Here is an 18,489-nt window from a genome sequence, read left to right as displayed (position 1 = left end):
CAGGACGACCGGTGCCGCTACGCCGTCACGGCGCCAGCAGCAGGTTGTTCGCGCGCTGCTTCGCGGAGGCGTACCGCTTGGCGACGTCCTGCCAGTTGACGACCTGCCACATCGCCTCGATGAAGTCGACCTTCTGGTTCTTGTACTGGAGGTAGAAGGCGTGCTCCCAGGCGTCGAAGACCAGGATCGGCACCGAGCCCTGGCCGACGTTGCCCTGGTGGTCGTAGATCTGCTCCACGATCAGCCGCCCGGTCACCGGCTCGTACGCGAGCACGCCCCAGCCGGAGCCCTGGGTGGTGGCGGCGGCCTTGGTCAGCTGGGCCTTGAACCCGGCGTACGACCCGAAGCTCTCCGCGATGGCGTCGGCCAGCTCGCCCACGCCGTCCTTTTCGTGCGGCTCGCCGCCGCCGTCGCCGGTCATGTTGTGCCAGTAGATGCTGTGCAGGATGTGGCCGGAGAGGTGGAACGCGAGGTTCTTCTCCAGGCCGTTGATGTTGCCCCAGGCTTCCTTGTCGCGCGCCTCGGCAAGCTGCTCCAGCGTGTCGTTCGCGCCCTTCACATACGCCGCGTGGTGCTTGTCGTGGTGCAGCTCGATGATCTCGGGGCTGATGACCGGGGCCAGTGCCGCGTAGTCGTAGGGGAGTTCCGGAAGTGTGTAGGTCGCCATGCCGATCCCGCCTCCAAGCTGCGTACATGCAGTAGTTGCAAACAATGTGCAAGAACACGCTATCAGCAGGAGTGATCACGGGCCGGGTGCGGGGACCGGCCTGGTCCCAAAGACGGAGGCGGGGCGGGACCTCCGTAGGAGATCCCGCCCCGCCTCACAGGGGTGTCCGGCGGCGCGCTACTCCGCGCTCCGGCCGGCCGTCCGCTGCCGCAGCAGCCCGATCACGGCCAGCACCACACCGAAGCCGCCGGTGAACAGCAGCTGGATGCGCTGGTTCTCGTCCCGCAGCATCAGCAGCAGCACGCCGACGATGCCCACCAGCGCCACCACCGTCAGGAACGGGAAGGCCCACATCTTCACGACGAGCTTCTCCGGCGCCTCGCGCTCCAGCCGCCGCCGCATCCGCAGCTGGGCGACCGCGATGAAGGCCCACACCACCAGGACGGCCGCGCCGACCATGTTCAGCAGCCACTTGAAGAGCGTGTCCGGCCACAGGAAGCTGAAGAGGACCGCGAGGAACCCGAAGGCGGCGCACATCAGCACGGCGCGGCGCGGGACGCCGCCGCTGACCTTGCCGAGGAAGGCCGGGCCCTGGCCGCGGGAGATGAGGGAGTACGCCATCCGGGAGGAGCCGTAGAGGTTGGCGTTCACCGCGGAGAGCAGCGCCACCAGGATGACGACGTTCATGATCTGGCCGGCCGCCGGGATCTGGAGGTAGTCCAGGACGGCGACGTAGGGACCGCTCTTGGCGATCGAGGGCGCGCTCCAGGGGATGACGGTGACGATGATGGCCATCGAGCCGACGTAGAAGAGGGCGATCCGCCACATCGCGGTACGCACCGCGCTCGCGACGCCGCGCACCGGGTCCTTGGACTCGGCCGCCGCGATGGTCACCGTCTCCAGGCCGCCGTACGCGAACACCGAGGCCAGCAGGCCGACCATCAGACCGTCCGTGCCGTGCGGCAGGAACCCGCCGTCACCGGTCAGATGCGAGGTGCCCGGCGCGTGGGTCCCCGGCAGCACACCGAAGATGGCGAGCACGCCCAGGACCAGGAAGATCGCGATCGCGGCGACCTTCAGCGCGGCGAACCAGAACTCGAACTCACCGAAGTTGCTGACCGCCGCCAGGTTCGTGCCGGTGAAGATCACCATGAACAGCAGTACCCACATCCACGGCTCGGTGGCCGGGAACCACTGGGTCATGATGCCCGCGGCGCCCAGCGCCTCGGCGGCCACCGCCACGCACAGCAGCGCGGTGAACATCCAGCCCGCCGTGAAGCCGGCCCACGGGCCTATGGAGCGCCCGGCGTGCACGGAGAAGGAGCCGGAAGCCGGATTGGCCGCGGCCATCTCGCCGAGCATCCGCATGATCAGCATGACCAGCGCGCCGGAGACCGCATAGGCCAGCACGATCGAGGGGCCCGCGGCGGCGATGCCCTCGCGGGAGCCGACGAACAGGCCGGCGCCGATCACACCACCCAGGGCGATCATCGAAAGATGGCGCTGCTTGAGGCCGTTGGACAGCGCGGGGGCGCCGTCCTGGCCGGCGCCCTGGACCGCATCGGTCTGCTCGCGCAGCGGCGTGGCGGACGAGGGTGTCCGATTCATGTCGTACCTGTCCCAGTATGTGAGAGCGAAGCGGGGCGATACTGCGTTCTCCCGGGGCCGCCGACGGCTCAACTCCAGGGGTCCTGCGGTGAAACGCGCTCAGTCTGAGTGCCGGTGTCCGCTCAGGGCAACAGTTGTGCAGCGAATGTTCGCTATTCAGACGAGATCGTGACCGCCTGTGGCCGTTTCATCGTCAGTTACCACCTGGTGTGACCTCCGGCGCAGCTCTCCGGCCCGCCGCGACCCACGTCAGCCCCGCGCCCGCCGCCCCCGCAGCTCCCGCACGCCCGCCACGGCCAGCACCGCCGCCGTCGCCCCGGCCGACCACAGCAACTGCGGCCGCGCCGCGTCATCGGTCAGCATCAGCACCAGCACGCCGCCCATCGCCACCAGCGCCACCCAGGTCAGCCAGGGGAACCCCCACATACGCAGCGTCAGCTTCCCGGGCGCCTCGCGTTCGATACGCGGACGCAGCCGCAGCTGGGAGACGGCGATCAGCCCCCAGACGAACAGCAGCACCGCCCCCACCGCATTGAGCATGTAGAGGAAAACCGAATCCGGCCACTTCAGATTCAGCAGCACGGAGACGAACCCGAAGGCCACCGAGGCCAGCACCGCCCGCCGCGGCACCCCGCCCCCCGACACCTTCAGCAGCGCACGCGGCGCCTCCCCCCGCTCGGCGAGCGAGAACACCATCCGCGACGACCCGTACAGATTGGCGTTCAGGGCGGACAGCAGCGCCACGAAGACGACGATGTTCATGATCTGCCCGGCGCCCGGCACGCCGATGGCGTCCAGCACCGCCACGTACGGGCTGGTGCCCGGCCGCATCGCCGACCACGGCAGCAGCGTCACGATGACCAGCATCGAGCCCACGTAGAAGAAGAGGATCCGCCAGACCGCGCTGCGCACCGCCCGCCCCACCGCACGCGCCGGATCGTCCGACTCGGCGGCCGCGATGGTGACGACCTCCAGCCCGCCGAAGGCGAACACCACGGCCAGCACACCGGAGATGACGCCGGACCAGCCGTGCGGCAGGAAGCCGCCCTGCCCCGTGAGGTTCGCCATGCCGACCGGATCCGTGTCCGGCAGCACCCCGAACACCGCCAGCAGGCTCAAGCCCAGGAACAGCACGATCGCCGTGACCTTCAGCGTCGCGAACCAGAACTCGAACTCGCCGAAGTTCTTCACCGCCGCCAGGTTGGCCGCCGTGAACACGACCATGAAGATCAGCACCCAGGCCCACTGCGGAACGCCGGGCATCCACCCCGCGGCGATCCCCGCCGCGCCGGTCGCCTCCACGGCGAGCACCACGACCAGCAGGAACCAGTACAGCCAGCCGACGCTGAAGCCCGCCCAGCGCCCCAGCGCCCGCTCCGCATGCACCGAGAACGCCCCCGACGCCGGCATCGCCGCCGACATCTCCCCGAGCATCCGCATGACCAGCATCGCCAGCGCGCCCGCGATCAGATACGACAGCACGATCCCGGGCCCGGCCACCGCGATCCCCGCGCCGGAGCCCACGAACAGCCCCGCGCCGATCACCCCGCCCAGGCCCAGCATCGTCAGATGGCGTTGCTTGAGCCCGCCGTTCAGCGGCTCTCGTTCGCCGGCACCGGCACCGGGCGGTGCGGTTCCCGTGGGGGTCGTTGCGTCGCGCATGGGCTCGTACTCTCGCAAGGGCGCGGTGCGTCGAAGGGGTACTGCGACGGCCCCGCTTTGGTGGAACCCCACAGGTCATTGCGGGGCGACCCCCAGTTTCCCCGCCCGCCGCGCGCTACCACAAAACCGGCGCCCCGCCGCTGCCGCGGCCGTGATGAGCATCACGTGACCTGCGCAGATGGCCGCCGCCCCAACGGGTCTGACCCCCCTGGAGGTTGGGCAGAACTCTCCAAGCGGGCCGGTACGGCTTTGTCGCCGCCACACGATGATCGCCACCGGCCCCCTCGGCTAACGTCAACGCGTCCCTACTGTCCCCACCCCCTTCACCCCGCGGAGCCCCGATGAGCACTGCAGTCCTCCCCCGTCCCGACGGGGTCCTCGCCGACCTGCTGCCCGCCGCCACCGCCTCCCGCGCCCGCGTCCGCGACGCCGCGCTGGTCATCGGCGGCGCCGCGCTCACCGGCATCGCCGCCCAGATCGCCGTCCCGGTCCCCGGCTCCCCGGTCCCGGTCACCGGCCAGACCTTCGCCGCCCTCCTGGTCGGCGCCTCGCTGGGCGCGGGCCGCGGCCTGCTCTCCCTCGCGCTGTACGCCCTGGCGGGCATGGCGGGCCTGCCGTGGTTCGCCGGCGGCGCCTCGGGCGCGGGCGGCGCCACCTTCGGCTACATCCTGGGCATGCTGCTCGCCGCCACGGTCGTCGGCGCCCTGGCCCGCCGCGGCGGCGACCGCGGGGTCCTGCGCACCGCCGCCACCATGGCCGCCGGTACGGCGCTGATCTACGCCGTCGGCGTCCCCTACCTCGCGCTGAGCACGGGCATGAGCTTCGGCCAGGCCGTGTCCGTCGGCCTCGTCCCGTTCCTGATCGGCGACGCCCTCAAGGCCGCGCTGGCCATGGGCGTCCTGCCCACCGCCTGGAAGCTGGCCAACCGCCGCTGACCCCGCCGCAGACGCCAACGGGCCCCGCCGCACCGCAAGGTGAGGCGGGGCCCGTAACGCCCTCCGGGGACGGGACCCGTGACGCGGCTACCGGCGCGCGGTCCGCGACCCGGCGACCGCGCCGGCTTCCCGCGGCCGACGCCGGTCCAGCACCAGCCCCACGGCCAGCACCACCACCGCCGCGACCACCGACAGCACCATCTGCTTCCGCCCGTCCGGGTCGTAGAACATATAGCCCACGACGAACACGATCAGCCCGATCGTCGCGTACGTCAGCCACGGGTACAGCCACATCCGCACGGTCAGGCGTTCCGGCGTCTCCCGCTCGATGACCCGCCGCATCCGCAGCTGGGAGAAGCAGATCACCAGCCACACGAACAGCGCCACCGCACCCGACGAATTCAGCAGGAACTGGAAAACGGTGTCCTTCGACGTATAGCTGAAAATCGTCGCAACGAACCCGAAGGCCACCGAGGCGTAGATGGCGACCGCCGGAACACCACCCCGGTTGACCGTCGCGAACGACTTCGGCGCATCTCCCCGCTCACCGAGCGAGAACGCCATCCGCGAGGCGGTGTACAGCCCGGAGTTCAGGCACGACAGCACCGCGGTCAGCACCACCACATCCATGACGGTGCCCGCGTACGGGATGTCCAGCGACGTCAGCACCGCCACATACGGGCTCTTGACCACCGCGGCGTCGTTCCACGGCAGCAGCGTCACGATCACCCCGATCGACCCGATGTAGAAGATCGCGATCCGCCAGATCACGCTGTTGACGGCCTTCCGCACGGCCACCACCGGATTGGGCGACTCGCTGGCCGCCAGCGTGACGATCTCACTTCCCATGAAGGAGAAGACCACCAGCAGCATGCCGGAGAGGATCGCGCCCGGCCCGTGCGGCAGGAACCCGCCGTGCCCGGTCAGATTCGACAGGCCCACCGCATGATCACCCGGCGGCAGCCCGAAGATCGCCAGCGCGCCGACGACGATGAAGACCACGATCGCCACGACCTTGATGCCGGCGAACCAGAACTCGAATTCACCGAACGACCCGACCGACACCAGATTCGTACCGGTCAGCACGATCATCACCAGCAGCGCCCAGGCCCACTGCGGGACGGCCGGGACCCAGCCGGTCAGGATCGCGGCCGCGGCGGTCGCCTCGACGGCCAGCACCACCGACCAGAAGAACCAGTACAGCCAGCCGATGGTGAAACCGGCCCAGCGCCCCAGCGCCCGGTCGGCGTAGGCGGAGAACGACCCGGACGTCGGGGACGCCGCGGCCATCTCGCCGAGCATCCGCATCACCAGCACGACCAGCAGCCCGGTCAGCGCGTAGGACAGCAGAATGCCCGGTCCGGCGGCCGCGATACCGGCACCGGAGCCGACGAACAGCCCCGCACCGATCACGCCGCCGATGGCGATCATCGACAAATGGCGGTTTTTCAGTCCTGCCTGCAGCCCGTCCTGCGACTGCCCCCCGCCGGGTCGGCTGCCGGGTTCGCCGACGCCGGGTACCGCTGTGGTGACGGGGGTGCCCCCTGCTCCTGGAGAGCCGGGGGGAGGGTGCGCGCTCATATGCACCGTCCCTTGAGTGGTTCACGGATTGGAACCAGAGCATTAGAACCGCGTTAACCCATCGATTGGAAGGCCCAAAGTCGGATTGTTGCGTGAAACCCTGGTCGGCTACCCCCGGTACGACCCACCGCGGATGACCCGCCGACGCCTTCCCCGCAACGCCCGTGTCACACTCGTCGCATGCGCGTGTACCTCGGCTCCGACCATGCCGGCTTCGAACTCAAGAACCACCTCGTCGAGTGGCTCAAGGCCCATGGCCACGACCCCGTCGACTGCGGCCCCCACATCTACGACGCCCAGGACGACTACCCGCCGTTCTGCCTCCGCGCCGCGGAGAAGACCGCCGCCGACCCGGACAGCCTCGGCATCGTGATCGGCGGCTCCGGCAACGGCGAGCAGATCGCCGCCAACAAGGTCAAGGGCGTACGGGCCGCGCTGGCCTGGAGCGAGGAAACCGCCAAGCTCGGCCGCGAGCACAACAACGCCAACGTCATCTCCGTCGGCGGCCGCATGCACACCCGGGACGAGGCCACGAGCTTCATCGACGTCTTCCTCAACACCCCGTACTCCGGCGAGGAACGCCACACGCGCCGCATCGAGATGCTCTCGGCCTACGAGACCACCGGCGACCTCCCGGCCATCCCCGCGCACCACCCGCAGGGCTGACCGCCGCCCCCGCCGTCGAAGCAGCCGTCGCCCGCCCTCCCCGGCAGCCGGGGAGGGCGGGCGCGTCCACTGGAGAACACCCATGCCCGAGGGCCACACCATCCACCGCCTCGCCGCCGACTACGGCGAACGCTTCCTGGGGCGCACGATCCGGGCCACCAGCCCGCAGGGCAAGTTCTCCGACGGCGCCGCCCTCGTCGACAACCAGGTGCTGGCCGACACCCAGGCCCACGGAAAGCACCTCTTCCTGGGCTTCGGCCCCGACCGCTGGATCCACATCCACCTCGGCCTCTTCGGCAAACTCGGCTTCGGCGGCGCCCCCGCCCCGCCCCCCACCGACACCGTCCGGCTGCGCATCGCGAGCCCCTCCGCGCACGCGGATCTCCGCGGCCCCACCACCTGCGCGCTGATCACCGACGCCGAGAAGCAGGCGATACACGACCGCCTCGGCCCCGACCCGCTGCGCCCCCAGGACGACGGCGCCCGCGCCTGGCAGCGGATCTCCCGCAGCCGGACGACCATCGCCGCCCTGCTGATGGACCAGAAGATCATCGCCGGCGTCGGCAACGTCTACCGCGCCGAGGTCCTCTTCCGCCACCACATCGACCCCTACCTCCCCGGCCGCGACCTCACCCGCCCCCAATGGGACGCCATCTGGGCCGACCTGGTGTTCCTGATGGCCGAGGGCGTCCGCCACAACCGCATCGACACCGTACGGCCCGAGCACCTGCCCGAGGCCATGGGCCGCCCCCCGCGGGTCGACGACCACGGCGGCGAGGTCTACGTCTACCGCCGCGCCCACCTCGGCTGCCACATCTGCGGCACCGAGATCCGCACCGCCGGTCTCGCCGCCCGCAACCTCTTCTGGTGCCCCGGGTGCCAGCCGACGACCGGCAGCTGACCCCGGGATCACGTCCGGCCGCGAGGAAGGCGCTCAGAACCCGTGCGACAACCACGGCGCCACATCCGCGCCGAACGCCCCCGACGCCGCCGCCAGCGCACCGGGCCGCAGCTCCCGCACCCGGCCCGCCGCCGCCAGTGACGACAGCGTGAAGCCGCCCAGATAGGCGGACCCCAGCTCCCGTACGGACAGCGCCAGTTCGGCCGGGTCCGTGGTCCGCGCGCAGCTCGCGCCCTTCTCGTCACCCGACAGCCGCCACCGCCCCTCGTTCCACGGGCAGAACGGGTCCGCGACCTCCAGCACCACGTCCACCGGCGCCCGGTACGTCCGCGCCGCGAGCGCCGCGCCCACCTCCACCGGCCGGACGAACAGCGACTCCCGCAGACCCATCCCGCAGCGCCGCATATCCGCCACCAGATGCGGCAGCGCATCGTCCACCGGCCGCGACCGCACCGACACCGCCGACGTCAGATCGATCCCGAACAGATACCGCCACAACGCCGCATACACCACCGGATCCAGCGCCTCGACATCGCGCAGCACCACCGTCCCGCACGGCCCGGCGGCATTCGACTCCGGCTTCACGGCATAGCGCGCATACCCCCGCACCTCGCCGTCCACCTCGGCCAGCACACACTGCAGATCCCCGGCGCCGTTCCGCTCGCTCGGCGGATCGACCAGCATGAAGCGATCCCAGTGCGGCCGCCGCGCCAGCATCCCCGGCCGCGTCGGCACCAGCTGCCCGTAGACCCGCTCACACTCCGGCAGCCCGGCCGCCGGATCCACCAGCCGCATCCGTACGCCGTCCACCCCCGGCAGCTCGGGCGCGGCCAGCCGCACCGTGTCGACCTCCATCCGCATCTCCAGCGTCGCCGCGCCGTACCCGAACCGCCCGTAGATCGCCGGCTCCGACGCCGTCAGCACCGCCAGCGCCTCACCCCGCGCCCGGACCTCGTCCAGCTGGTGCCGCATCATCGAACGCAGCACCCCGCGCCGGCGATGCGTGGGCAGCACACCGACCGCGGTGACCCCGGCCGCCGCCACCTCCGCCCCGCCCGGCACGGTCAGCCCGAAGGAGAACGCCCCGGCCGTGCCGACCCAGCCCGCACCGTCCCAGGCGCCGAACATCCGGCCGAACTCCGTGACGTCCCGCCACATGGCGCGCTGCTCCGGCGGATCCGGCACCCCGCCGAACGCCACATCCACCGTGTCGAACCACGCGTCCCATTCGTCCGCCCGCAGCGCACGCAACTCCACCGTCTCTGTTGCCATAAACCCATCACTAGCAGGACAGTCTCCGGCCGCGCGACCGCATTTCGAACGCCGTTTCCCAGCAATTCCCAAGGGGGACGTGCGGCGAATCGACGCACCGCCGAACGGGTGGATAAGGTCCCAGAGCAATGACAAGCGGCCCGGGAACGGAACCCCGAACGGAACCACTGACGGCCCGGATGCACAAAGGCCTGCACCGGGCCCGCATCGGCATGCGCAAGGCCGGGGTCGATTACTTCCGCGGCGACGGCTCCGACCGGCTCGCGTTCGCCGCCCTGCTCCTCGCCATCCCGGCCATCGCCGCGGGTACCCTCTGGCGCCCCGAATGGCTCGCCCCGACCGCCCTGGTCCTCCCCGTCATCGCCGGCGGCCTCCTCCTCCGCCCCGCCAACCTCCTCGTCCTCTACGGCGCCTCCGCCGCCGCCCTGGTCGTCGAGTCCCTGCTCTTCGGCCCGTACGACGAAGGGCCCGACCGGATCACCCCCGGCACCGTCCTGGTGGTGGCCGCCGTCGGATTCTTCGGCCTGCTCATCGCCCAGTTCCGCAGCCGGGTCGGGGTGCCCTGGCGGCGCGGCGGCACCATGCTCTTCGACCTGCGCGAACGGATCCGCGTACAGAGCGCACTGCCCAAACTGCCACCGGGCTGGCACCACGAGATGGCACTGCGCCCGGCCGGAGGCCAGTCCTTCTCCGGCGACTTCGTCGTCGCCTCCCGCACCCACGGCGGCACCATCCTCGAAGTCGTCCTCACCGACGTCTCCGGCAAGGGCATGGACGCCGCCTCCCGCGCCCTCCTCCTCTCCGGCGCCTTCGGCGGCCTCCTCGGCTCGCTCCCGCCGCACGCCTTCCTCCCCGCCGCCAACGGCTACCTCCTCCGTCAGGACTGGGACGAGGGCTTCGCCACCTCCATCCATCTCGTCCTCGACCTGGAATCCGGCGACTACGAACTCCTCTCCGCCGGCCATCTGCCCGCCCTCCAGCTCAGCGCGGGCTCCGGCCGCTGGGAAGAGACGTCGGGCGAGGGACCGCTGCTCGGGGTCTACGACGGCGCCCACTTCGACCCCGTCAAGGGCACGCTCCGCCCCGGCGACGTCCTGATGCTCTTCACCGACGGCCTCGTCGAGTCCGCCGACCGCGATATCTCCGAGGGCATCGACCGCCTCACCGGCGAGGCCGACCGCTATGTCGCCACCGGCTTCGCCGGCGCCGCCTGGCACCTGATCGAGGCCGTCGCCAAGGACGTCAACGACGACCGCGCCCTGCTGCTGATCTGCCGGGACGCCTGAAGCCCTCACCCGGCACCCGCTCCGATGCCCGGATGGACCACGAGGACGCAGCGGCGACGAAGCCACGCGCACGGTGCGTGCCGCACCTGACTGCCTGCTGCCAACCGACTGCCACCTTGCCGCCCGCCGACTGGCCCCCACCCCACGAACCGGCCGTACGCTCCACGAACCGGCCACTGGCCCCACGAACGTGCCGCCCACCCCACGAACCGGCCGCCCGCCCGACGGGAATACCCCTCACCCCCGCCTCGTTGTGGACCCGCAGGGGGCCCTCGCGACCCCTAGGGGACTTGTTCGACCGCCCCCTCAGGGACCTCTAGGCGCCCGCCCGCACCCGCGCCGTATCCGCCGGATCCTTCTTGAAGGCCCAGGACATCCTGGGCTCCATGGCCCACCGGAACGCCCGCTGCACCGGCGGCGTGCACAGCGCCGTGACGATCACCGCCGCGATCACCGTGACCGCGATCTCACCGAGCGGCGTGTGCAGCCACTTGTAGTCGTCGAACCAGCCCCAGAACCGCGAGCCCTTGGCCAGGAAGCCGTGCAGCAGATAGCCGTACAGCGTCCCCGCGCCCAGCACCGTGAACCACATCTTCCGCCGCGGCACCCAGGCGTAGAAGCAGGCCGTCATCACCAGCGAGCAGCCGAAGAGGGCCAGCGTCATGATCACGCCGATCCACCAGGTGGTGCCCAACTCCTGGGCGCTGTCCCGGTGGTAGAACCACGCCGAGGTCATCCGGGGCGCCGCCCAGTAGGCCATCACCACCGCGGCCGCGAAAATCGGCACCGACGCGATCCGCACCCACCGCCGCTGCACCAGCTTGAAGTGCTCGGGCCGAAGATTCAGCCCCAGCACGAAGAACGGCAGGAACTGCAGCACCCGCTGAAGGTCCAGATCGTCACCGATGTCCGGTGACACGGACGCGAGCACGGCGATGGCCAGCGCCAGCGGAATCGGCCAGCGGACGATCTTCCACAGCGGCGTGGTCAGCCGCCAGACGAACAGCGCCACCAGGAACCACGTCAGGAACCAGGGATCCAGCAGGCTGATCGGATGCCCCGGGTCGTCGTCCGCCCAGCGCTTGAAGAAGGCATACGCCGTCTCGAAGAGGATGTACGGGACCACGACCCCGGTGACCAGCCGCTGGAGCCGGTCCTTGCGCATGTCGAAGCTGCGCGAGAAGTAGCCGGAGATGATGATGAACGCCGGCATGTGGAACGTGTAGACGGTCATGTACAGCGCCTCGGCGGCGCGGCTGCCGTCGGTCAGCGGCTCCCAGGCGTGCCCCATCGCCACCAGCACGATGGCCAGGTACTTCGCGTTGTCGAAAAACGCGTCCCGGCCGGTCTTGGGCGCCGGCGCCGGCACCTGCGCCGGTGCTGGTGTGTCCTCCGCAGCGGCCGCCTCCGTGGCCGGAGGGAGCTCGCGTCGCGGTGTGGGGGCAGCGGGAAACATCTGAGGCACGATAGCGGCGCACGGCGAATGCGTAAAACCGCATCCGCGATATTCGGTATTTCCCCAGGTGCGGCCGTACATACATCGCGGATAAAGCCCGCAATCACCCGTGATATTTCTCGCAGAACCCCACGGCGGCCCCTCTCTGCGTCTCGGTAAGCACCCCTCACCCGGCCCGATTTGTCCCGACTCAACACCCCAAACCGGTTGATATACCCCGCAGGCGTCCCGGAAGGAATGTCCACTTCATCGGTGATATGCCCGTAATGCCGGTCGAGTCGTCGTGACGCACGCCATGAATACCGCCGTGACGCACGCCATGAATGAGGAATTCATCGCATTGCCCGGCGGTCGGATGCCGGGATCCGGGGCGGAGATCGAGCACCGGGATCGGCTGCGCGGAAATGATCGCCCGAATTACCGATACCGGGCCCATTACGGCCGTCCTCTGAATTGGTTCACCCCTGCGCCCGCCCCTGCGCCCGCCCCGATGGCGTCCTGGCGCCGCCCGGTCGCACCCGGCCGGCCACCCCGGTGCGGGGCCCCGCCTCCCCTGGCCGGACCGCGCCGCGGCCAGGGGAAGGAATCGGGCAAAGCGTTGGCCGATGATTCGTCACCCGCCTGCGCTGGGAAAGGAGTTGATGGCACGATGGGGTCAGGGGGTGTGCGAGGCGTGCTCCCGGGCCGGTGAGGCGTTCCGACCAAGGGTGTGATCTGTTGTGGCTCTTTCACTGTCAGTGGTGCTGCTGTTGGGGATCATCCTCGTCGTACTGGTCAGACAGAAGGCGATCAAGGCGGGTCCGGCGATCATCGCCATACTGTTCGGCTTCTTCCTCGCCTCCACGGGGATGGCGCCGTCGATCAACCGGTTCCTCAACTCCCTCGCGGACACCATCAACCACATCACCTTCTAGGCGGGCTCCCCGTCCCCATGCCGCGCCAGCGCGTCACGTACGGCCTCCTCGCTGCGCCCCACCAGCGCCGATCCGTCGTCCGCGGTGATGATCGGCCGCTGAATCAGCCGGGGGTGCGCTGCCAGCGCCTCGATCCAGCGCCCGCGCTCCGCGTCCGTGCGCTCCCAGGACCCGATTCCCAGCTCCTTGGCCTCGGCCTCCTGGGTCCGGGTGATGTCCCAGGGCTCCAGGTCCAGCCGCTTCAGTACGGCGCGGAGCTCGTCCGCGGTCGGCGGCTCCTCCAGGTAACGGCGGACGGTGTACTGCGCGCCCTCCTCGTCGAGGATGTTCACGGCGGAACGGCACTTGGAACACGCGGGATTGATCCAGATCTCCATGCGCGTCACCCTAGGTCGCGGCACCCGGGTCGCGGAACGCAAAGAACCCCAGGCCATCGGGCCTGGGGTTCCTTTCCGAGCGGGCGACGGGAATCGAACCCGCGTAGCTAGTTTGGAAGACTAGGGCTCTACCATTGAGCTACGCCCGCGAGCGCCACCGGTCGTCGAACGGCGGCACGCTGTGCATCGTAGCGGGTCAAGGCGGTCCGCCGCACACCGCATGCCGGCCCGATCCGGGATCCCGATAACTGGGCAGCCGTACGGCCTGTAGCCATGTACCCTACGTCTCGCACCGACGGGGTGTGGCGCAGCTTGGTAGCGCGTCCGCTTTGGGAGCGGAAGGTCGTCGGTTCGAATCCGGCCACCCCGACCAGCAATATTCAGCCAGTATCCCGGCCATGTCTCCGGTTGGGATCTTCGGCCCACGGCAGCATGCCCCATCACGCCCGCGCGATGACGGGCCCCCGGCGGGCCTTCCAAGATCGCGTTGTGGGCGTCATCCTCCCTGCGGTTACTATGCAAGCTGCGTGCCCGTGTGTCTCTGTATCCGGGCGCGATCGGCCGGGCCACGAATGAGCGGGCTCGGAAGATCTCAGCAAAACCCCAGAAGTCAGCCCCCAAGGAGACCGAACCGTGAAGAGCGCCGTGGAGACCCTGAACCCGACCCGGGTTCGGCTCACTGTCGAGGTGCCCTTCGAGGAGCTCAAGCCCAGCCTCGACGCGGCGTACAAGAAGATCAACCAGCAGGTCACGGTGAAGGGCTTCCGCAAGGGCAAGATCCCTGCCCGGGTCATCGACCAGCGCTTCGGCCGTGGCGCCGTGCTGGAGGAGGCCGTCAACGACGCGCTCCCGAAGTTCTACACCGAGGCGGTCAACGAGGGTGAGCTGAACGTCCTCGGCCAGCCCGAGGTCGACATCACCGAGCTGAAGGACGGCGAGCTGCTGGCCTTCACCGCCGAGGTCGACATCCGTCCCGCCCTCGAGATCCCGGACTACTCCGGCATCGAGGTCGAGGTCGACGCCGTCGAGGTGTCGGACGAGGACGTCGACAAGTCCGTCGAGCAGCTGCGCGAGCGCTTCGCCTCGACCTCCCCGGTCGAGCGCGCCGCCGAGGACGGCGACGTCCTGACGGTGAACCTCGAGGCCAAGGTGGACGGCGAGGTCCTGGAGGACGGCGTCGCCCAGGGCGTCACCTACACCGTCGGCTCCGGTGAGCTCCTCGACGGCATCGACGACGCCGTCAAGGGCCTGCAGGCCGGCGGCGAGGCCACCTTCACCTCCGAGCTCAAGGGCGGCTCCGCCGAGGGCAAGGAGGCCGAGGTCAAGGTCGAGGTCACCGAGGTCAAGTCCCGCGAACTGCCCGAGCTGGACGACGAGTTCGCGCAGCTGGCCAGCGAGTTCGACACCCTCGAGGAGCTCCGCGCGGACAGCCGCAAGCGCCTCGCGCAGATGAAGACGTACGACCAGGCCACCCAGGCGCAGGAGAAGGTCCTGGACGAGCTGCTCAAGCTCGTCGAGGTGCCGATGCCGGAGAAGCTGCTCGCGGACGAGATCCAGACCCGCAAGCACAACCTGGTCAACCACCAGCTCGCCCAGATGGGTCTCGACCTCGCCAAGTACCTGGAGATCCAGGGCAAGACCGAGGAAGAGTTCGACGCCGAGACCAAGGAGCAGGCGGAGAAGGGCATCAAGACCCAGTTCATCCTCGATGAGCTGGTCAACAAGGAGAAGCTGAACGTCAGCCAGGAGGAGCTCACCGAGCACCTCATGCGCCGCGCGCAGTCCTCCGGCATGTCCCCCGACCAGTTCGCCCAGGCCGTCGTCGAGGGTGGCCAGGTGCCGATGCTCGTCGGCGAGGTCGCCCGCGGTAAGGCGCTCGCGGTGGTCGTCGAGGCCGCCACGGTCAAGGACACCAACGGCGAGGTCATCGACCTGGACGACGAGGACGAGACCGCCGAGACGGTTGCCGAGGAGGTCGTCGCGGCCGCCGAGGGCACCGACGAGGCCGCCGCCGACGAGAAGCCCGAGGCCTGAGCTTCCGCCGTCCCACGGCATTCCTGACCACGGGCCCGAACACGCACGTCCGCGTGTTCGGGCCCGCAGTCGTCCCGAAGCAGTACGGAAGTCATACCGGACCGGTGAGCCTGCGCTCACAGCGAACAGTTCTCAATGCGGGATGGCGTTGTCCGACCTGCGCGTTAGGGTCCGTAGATACGAGGGCAGGGGAGTCCCTGAAACCGCGCCGAGCGCACGACACGGCGCAGATCCCCGCGCCCCGGCAGACGACGCTGAGACGGTCGCGAACCGTCCGACAACGAGCAGGTGGACACGTGACGATCCCGATGCCTTCCGCCGCCGCTGAGCCGACCTTTGGTGGCCTCGGCGACCAGGTCTACAACCGGCTGCTCGGCGAGCGGATCATCTTCCTCGGCCAGCCGGTCGACGACGACATCGCCAACAAGATCACCGCGCAGCTGCTTCTCCTGGCCGCGGACCCGGACAAGGACATCTACCTCTACATCAACTCCCCGGGCGGCTCGATCTCGGCCGGCCTCGCGATCTACGACACCATGCAGTACATCAAGAACGACGTGGTGACGATCGCCATGGGCCTCGCCGCCTCCATGGGGCAGTTCCTGCTGAGCGCCGGTACCCCGGGCAAGCGCTTCGCGCTGCCGAACGCCGAGATCCTCATCCACCAGCCCTCCGCGGGCCTCGCCGGCTCCGCCTCGGACATCAAGATCCACGCCGAGCGGCTGCTGCACACCAAGAAGCGGATGGCCGAGCTGACCGCTTTCCACACCGGTCAGACCGTCGAGCGCATCACCCACGATTCGGACCGCGACCGCTGGTTCTCCGCCGACGAGGCCAAGGAGTACGGCCTGATCGACGACGTGATGACCTCCGCTTCCGGCGTTCCGGGCGGGGGCGGCACCGGGGCCTGAGCCCCGTACCACTCGCCCCACAGCCACCCCAGCCCACTTGATCGCCACCAGGACGGTGAACACCACGATGAACAACTTCCCCGGCAGCGGCCTCTACCAGCGCCCGGAGGCCGAGTTTTCCGGCCCGCGCGCCGAGTCCCGCTACATCGTCCCGCGCTTCGTCGAGCGCACCTCGCAGGGCGTGCGCGAGTACGACCCGTACGCGAAGCTCTTCGAGGAGCGCGTGATCTTCCTCGGCGTGCAGATCGACGACGCCTCGGCCAATGACGTCATGGCGCAGCTGCTGTGCCTGGAGTCGATGGACCCGGACCGGGACATCTCCATCTACATCAACTCGCCCGGTGGCTCCTTCACGGCGCTCACGGCCATCTACGACACCATGCAGTTCGTGAAGCCGGACATCCAGACGGTTTGCATGGGCCAGGCCGCCTCGGCCGCCGCGGTGCTGCTCGCGGCCGGCACGCCCGGCAAGCGCATGGCGCTGCCGAACGCCCGCGTCCTGATCCACCAGCCCTACAGCGAGACCGGCCGCGGTCAGGTCTCCGACCTGGAGATCGCCGCCAACGAGATCCTGCGGATGCGTTCGCAGCTGGAGGACCTGCTGGCCAAGCACTCCTCCACGCCCATCGAGAAGATCCGCGACGATATCGAGCGCGACAAGATTCTGACCGCCGAGGAGTCGCTGGCGTACGGTCTGGTCGACCAGATCGTTTCGACGCGGAAGTCGTCCGTCTCGATCGGCTAGCGATCTTCGCTAAGTGAGCCGGAGCGTTGCCCCCTTGGACCGGGTCGGGACCGAGTGAACCGAGTCGGTCCAAGGGGGGCCCGTACAGGGGGCCCGGCAAGGTACCGTCGATAGGCAAGCACCCGGGTCCGTGGAGCAATGCGGATCCCAGGCGAAGGGGAAGCACCTCGTGGCACGCATCGGTGACGGCGGCGACCTGCTCAAGTGCTCATTCTGCGGAAAGAGCCAGAAGCAGGTGAAGAAGCTCATTGCGGGACCTGGTGTGTACATCTGCGACGAGTGCATCGACCTCTGCAACGAAATCATCGAGGAGGAGCTCGCCGAGACCTCCGAGGTGCGCTGGGAAGAGCTTCCCAAGCCCCGGGAGATCTACGAGTTCCTCAACGGCTATGTGGTCGGCCAGGACCCCGCCAAGAAGGCGCTCTCGGTCGCCGTCTACAACCACTACAAGCGGGTCCAGGCGGGCGAGAACGGCGGCGGCCGCGGGGACGAGGGCATCGAGCTCGCCAAGTCCAACATCCTGCTGCTCGGCCCCACCGGCTCCGGCAAGACGCTGCTGGCGCAGACGCTCGCCCGGATGCTCAACGTCCCCTTCGCGTTCGCCGACGCCACGGCGCTGACGGAGGCCGGCTATGTCGGCGAGGACGTCGAGAACATCCTCCTCAAGCTCATCCAGGCCGCGGACTTCGACATCAAGAAGGCCGAGACCGGCATCATCTACATCGACGAGATCGACAAGGTCGCCCGCAAGAGCGAAAACCCTTCGATCACGCGCGATGTCTCCGGTGAGGGCGTCCAGCAGGCCCTCCTGAAGATCCTGGAAGGCACCACCGCCTCGGTCCCGCCGCAGGGCGGCCGTAAGCACCCCCACCAGGAATTCATCCAGATCGACACGACGAACGTCCTGTTCATCGTGGGCGGCGCCTTCGCCGGCCTGGAGAAGATCATCGAGGCCCGGTCCGGCGCCAAGGGCATCGGCTTCGGCGCCACGATCCGCTCCAAGCGGGAGATCGAGTCCAAGGACCAGCTCCAGGAGGTCATGCCGGAGGACCTGGTCAAATTCGGGATGATCCCCGAGTTCATCGGCCGCCTTCCGGTCCTCACCTCGGTCCACAACCTCGACCGCGAGGCCCTGCTGCAGATCCTGGTCGAGCCGCGCAACGCCCTCGTCAAGCAGTACAAGCGCCTCTTCGAACTCGACGGCGTGGAGCTGGACTTCGACCGCCCGGCGCTGGAGGCCATCGCAGACCAGGCGATCCTGCGCGGCACGGGCGCCCGTGGCCTGCGCGCCATCATGGAGGAGGTCCTGTCCTCCGCCATGTACGAGGTGCCGTCGCGCAAGGACGTCGCCCGGGTCGTCATCACGGCGGATGTCGTTCACTCGAACGTGAACCCGACGCTCGTCCCGCGGAGCCGGGGGGAGTCGGGGGAGCCGCACGAGAAGAGTGCGTAGGCGCGTAGCGCGCGTGGAGCT

16 protein-coding genes and 2 tRNA genes are annotated in these 18,489 nt (G+C 69.4%); 10 read left to right on the top strand and 8 right to left on the bottom strand.

Features of this window, described 5'->3' with window-relative positions; translation table 11 throughout:
- Positions 1-25: 25 nt before the first annotated feature.
- From AC5677_RS13365 to AC5677_RS13355, 3 genes are all read right to left on the bottom strand, one after another.
- Complete coding sequence (locus AC5677_RS13365) at positions 26-667, bottom strand: superoxide dismutase (protein WP_340484056.1); 642 nt, start codon at positions 665-667, stop codon at positions 26-28.
- 177 nt (positions 668-844) lie between these two features.
- Positions 845-2,275 (bottom strand): amino acid permease, encoded by a 1,431-nt coding sequence (locus tag AC5677_RS13360; RefSeq protein WP_497195253.1) that lies wholly within the window; start codon positions 2,273-2,275, stop codon positions 845-847.
- Positions 2,276-2,524: 249 nt separating this feature from the next.
- On the bottom strand, positions 2,525-3,838 hold the full coding sequence (locus AC5677_RS13355; protein WP_497196610.1) for an amino acid permease: 1,314 nt from the start codon (positions 3,836-3,838) through the stop codon (positions 2,525-2,527).
- Positions 3,839-4,278: 440 nt separating this feature from the next.
- Here AC5677_RS13355 and AC5677_RS13350 point away from each other — a divergent pair, with 440 nt between their 5' ends.
- Positions 4,279-4,872 carry a biotin transporter BioY gene (locus AC5677_RS13350; RefSeq protein WP_497195252.1) on the top strand — a complete coding sequence of 198 codons (594 nt, stop codon included), beginning with the start codon at positions 4,279-4,281 and terminating at the stop codon, positions 4,870-4,872.
- Between the two features lie 87 nt (positions 4,873-4,959).
- On the opposite strand, the gene AC5677_RS13345 is transcribed toward AC5677_RS13350, so the two are convergent.
- A complete protein-coding gene (locus tag AC5677_RS13345) occupies positions 4,960-6,453 on the bottom strand; it encodes an amino acid permease (RefSeq protein WP_497195251.1) in 1,494 nt (497 codons plus the stop codon).
- Positions 6,454-6,633: 180 nt separating this feature from the next.
- On the opposite strand from AC5677_RS13345, the gene AC5677_RS13340 reads away from it, so the two are divergent.
- Together AC5677_RS13340 and AC5677_RS13335 are read left to right on the top strand one after the other, a co-directional pair.
- The gene (locus tag AC5677_RS13340; protein WP_497195250.1) at positions 6,634-7,119 is read left to right on the top strand and encodes a ribose-5-phosphate isomerase; all 486 of its coding nucleotides are present in this window, start codon (positions 6,634-6,636) and stop codon (positions 7,117-7,119) included.
- Positions 7,120-7,201: 82 nt separating this feature from the next.
- The gene (locus AC5677_RS13335) at positions 7,202-8,020 is read left to right on the top strand and encodes an Fpg/Nei family DNA glycosylase (protein WP_497195249.1); all 819 of its coding nucleotides are present in this window, start codon (positions 7,202-7,204) and stop codon (positions 8,018-8,020) included.
- A 33-nt stretch (positions 8,021-8,053) separates the two neighbouring features.
- Here AC5677_RS13335 and AC5677_RS13330 read toward each other — a convergent pair whose 3' ends face one another.
- Entirely contained in the window at positions 8,054-9,292 is a 1,239-nt protein-coding gene (locus AC5677_RS13330) for a GNAT family N-acetyltransferase (protein ID WP_497195248.1), read from the bottom strand.
- Between the two features lie 179 nt (positions 9,293-9,471).
- Here AC5677_RS13330 and AC5677_RS13325 point away from each other — a divergent pair, with 179 nt between their 5' ends.
- Positions 9,472-10,578, top strand: a complete 1,107-nt coding sequence (locus AC5677_RS13325) for a SpoIIE family protein phosphatase (protein ID WP_497195247.1) — start codon at positions 9,472-9,474, stop codon at positions 10,576-10,578.
- 316 nt (positions 10,579-10,894) lie between these two features.
- Here the strand turns inward: AC5677_RS13325 and AC5677_RS13320 are convergent, their stop codons facing one another.
- The gene (locus AC5677_RS13320) at positions 10,895-12,034 is read right to left on the bottom strand and encodes an acyltransferase family protein (protein WP_497195246.1); all 1,140 of its coding nucleotides are present in this window, start codon (positions 12,032-12,034) and stop codon (positions 10,895-10,897) included.
- 719 nt (positions 12,035-12,753) lie between these two features.
- Between AC5677_RS13320 and AC5677_RS13315 the strand changes: the two genes are divergently transcribed.
- Entirely contained in the window at positions 12,754-12,948 is a 195-nt protein-coding gene (locus tag AC5677_RS13315; protein ID WP_400061447.1) for a hypothetical protein, read from the top strand.
- On the opposite strand, the gene AC5677_RS13310 is transcribed toward AC5677_RS13315, so the two are convergent.
- Positions 12,945-13,325 (bottom strand): arsenate reductase family protein, encoded by a 381-nt coding sequence (locus AC5677_RS13310; RefSeq protein WP_497195245.1) that lies wholly within the window; start codon positions 13,323-13,325, stop codon positions 12,945-12,947. The two genes, AC5677_RS13315 and AC5677_RS13310, sit on opposite strands and share 4 nt — an antisense overlap.
- Positions 13,326-13,403: 78 nt before the next feature.
- Positions 13,404-13,474 (bottom strand) — tRNA-Gly (locus AC5677_RS13305).
- Between the two features lie 147 nt (positions 13,475-13,621).
- Between AC5677_RS13305 and AC5677_RS13300 the strand changes: the two genes are divergently transcribed.
- From AC5677_RS13300 to clpX, 5 genes are all read left to right on the top strand, one after another.
- Positions 13,622-13,698, top strand: a tRNA-Pro gene (locus AC5677_RS13300).
- 260 nt (positions 13,699-13,958) lie between these two features.
- Positions 13,959-15,359 (top strand): trigger factor, encoded by a 1,401-nt coding sequence (gene tig, locus AC5677_RS13295; protein WP_497195244.1) that lies wholly within the window; start codon positions 13,959-13,961, stop codon positions 15,357-15,359.
- A gap of 308 nt (positions 15,360-15,667) precedes the next feature.
- A complete protein-coding gene (locus AC5677_RS13290) occupies positions 15,668-16,270 on the top strand; it encodes an ATP-dependent Clp protease proteolytic subunit (protein WP_497196609.1) in 603 nt (200 codons plus the stop codon).
- Positions 16,271-16,337: 67 nt separating this feature from the next.
- The gene (locus AC5677_RS13285; RefSeq protein ID WP_384440608.1) at positions 16,338-17,015 is read left to right on the top strand and encodes an ATP-dependent Clp protease proteolytic subunit; all 678 of its coding nucleotides are present in this window, start codon (positions 16,338-16,340) and stop codon (positions 17,013-17,015) included.
- A 169-nt stretch (positions 17,016-17,184) separates the two neighbouring features.
- Entirely contained in the window at positions 17,185-18,468 is a 1,284-nt protein-coding gene (gene clpX, locus AC5677_RS13280) for an ATP-dependent Clp protease ATP-binding subunit ClpX (RefSeq protein WP_497195243.1), read from the top strand.
- Positions 18,469-18,489 lie beyond the last annotated feature (21 nt).

The sequence above is a fragment of the Streptomyces sp. JLSY215 genome, assembly GCF_059682825.1.
Note: the sequence above shows the minus strand (reverse complement) of the source record. Positions and strands in the feature narration are given on the sequence as shown.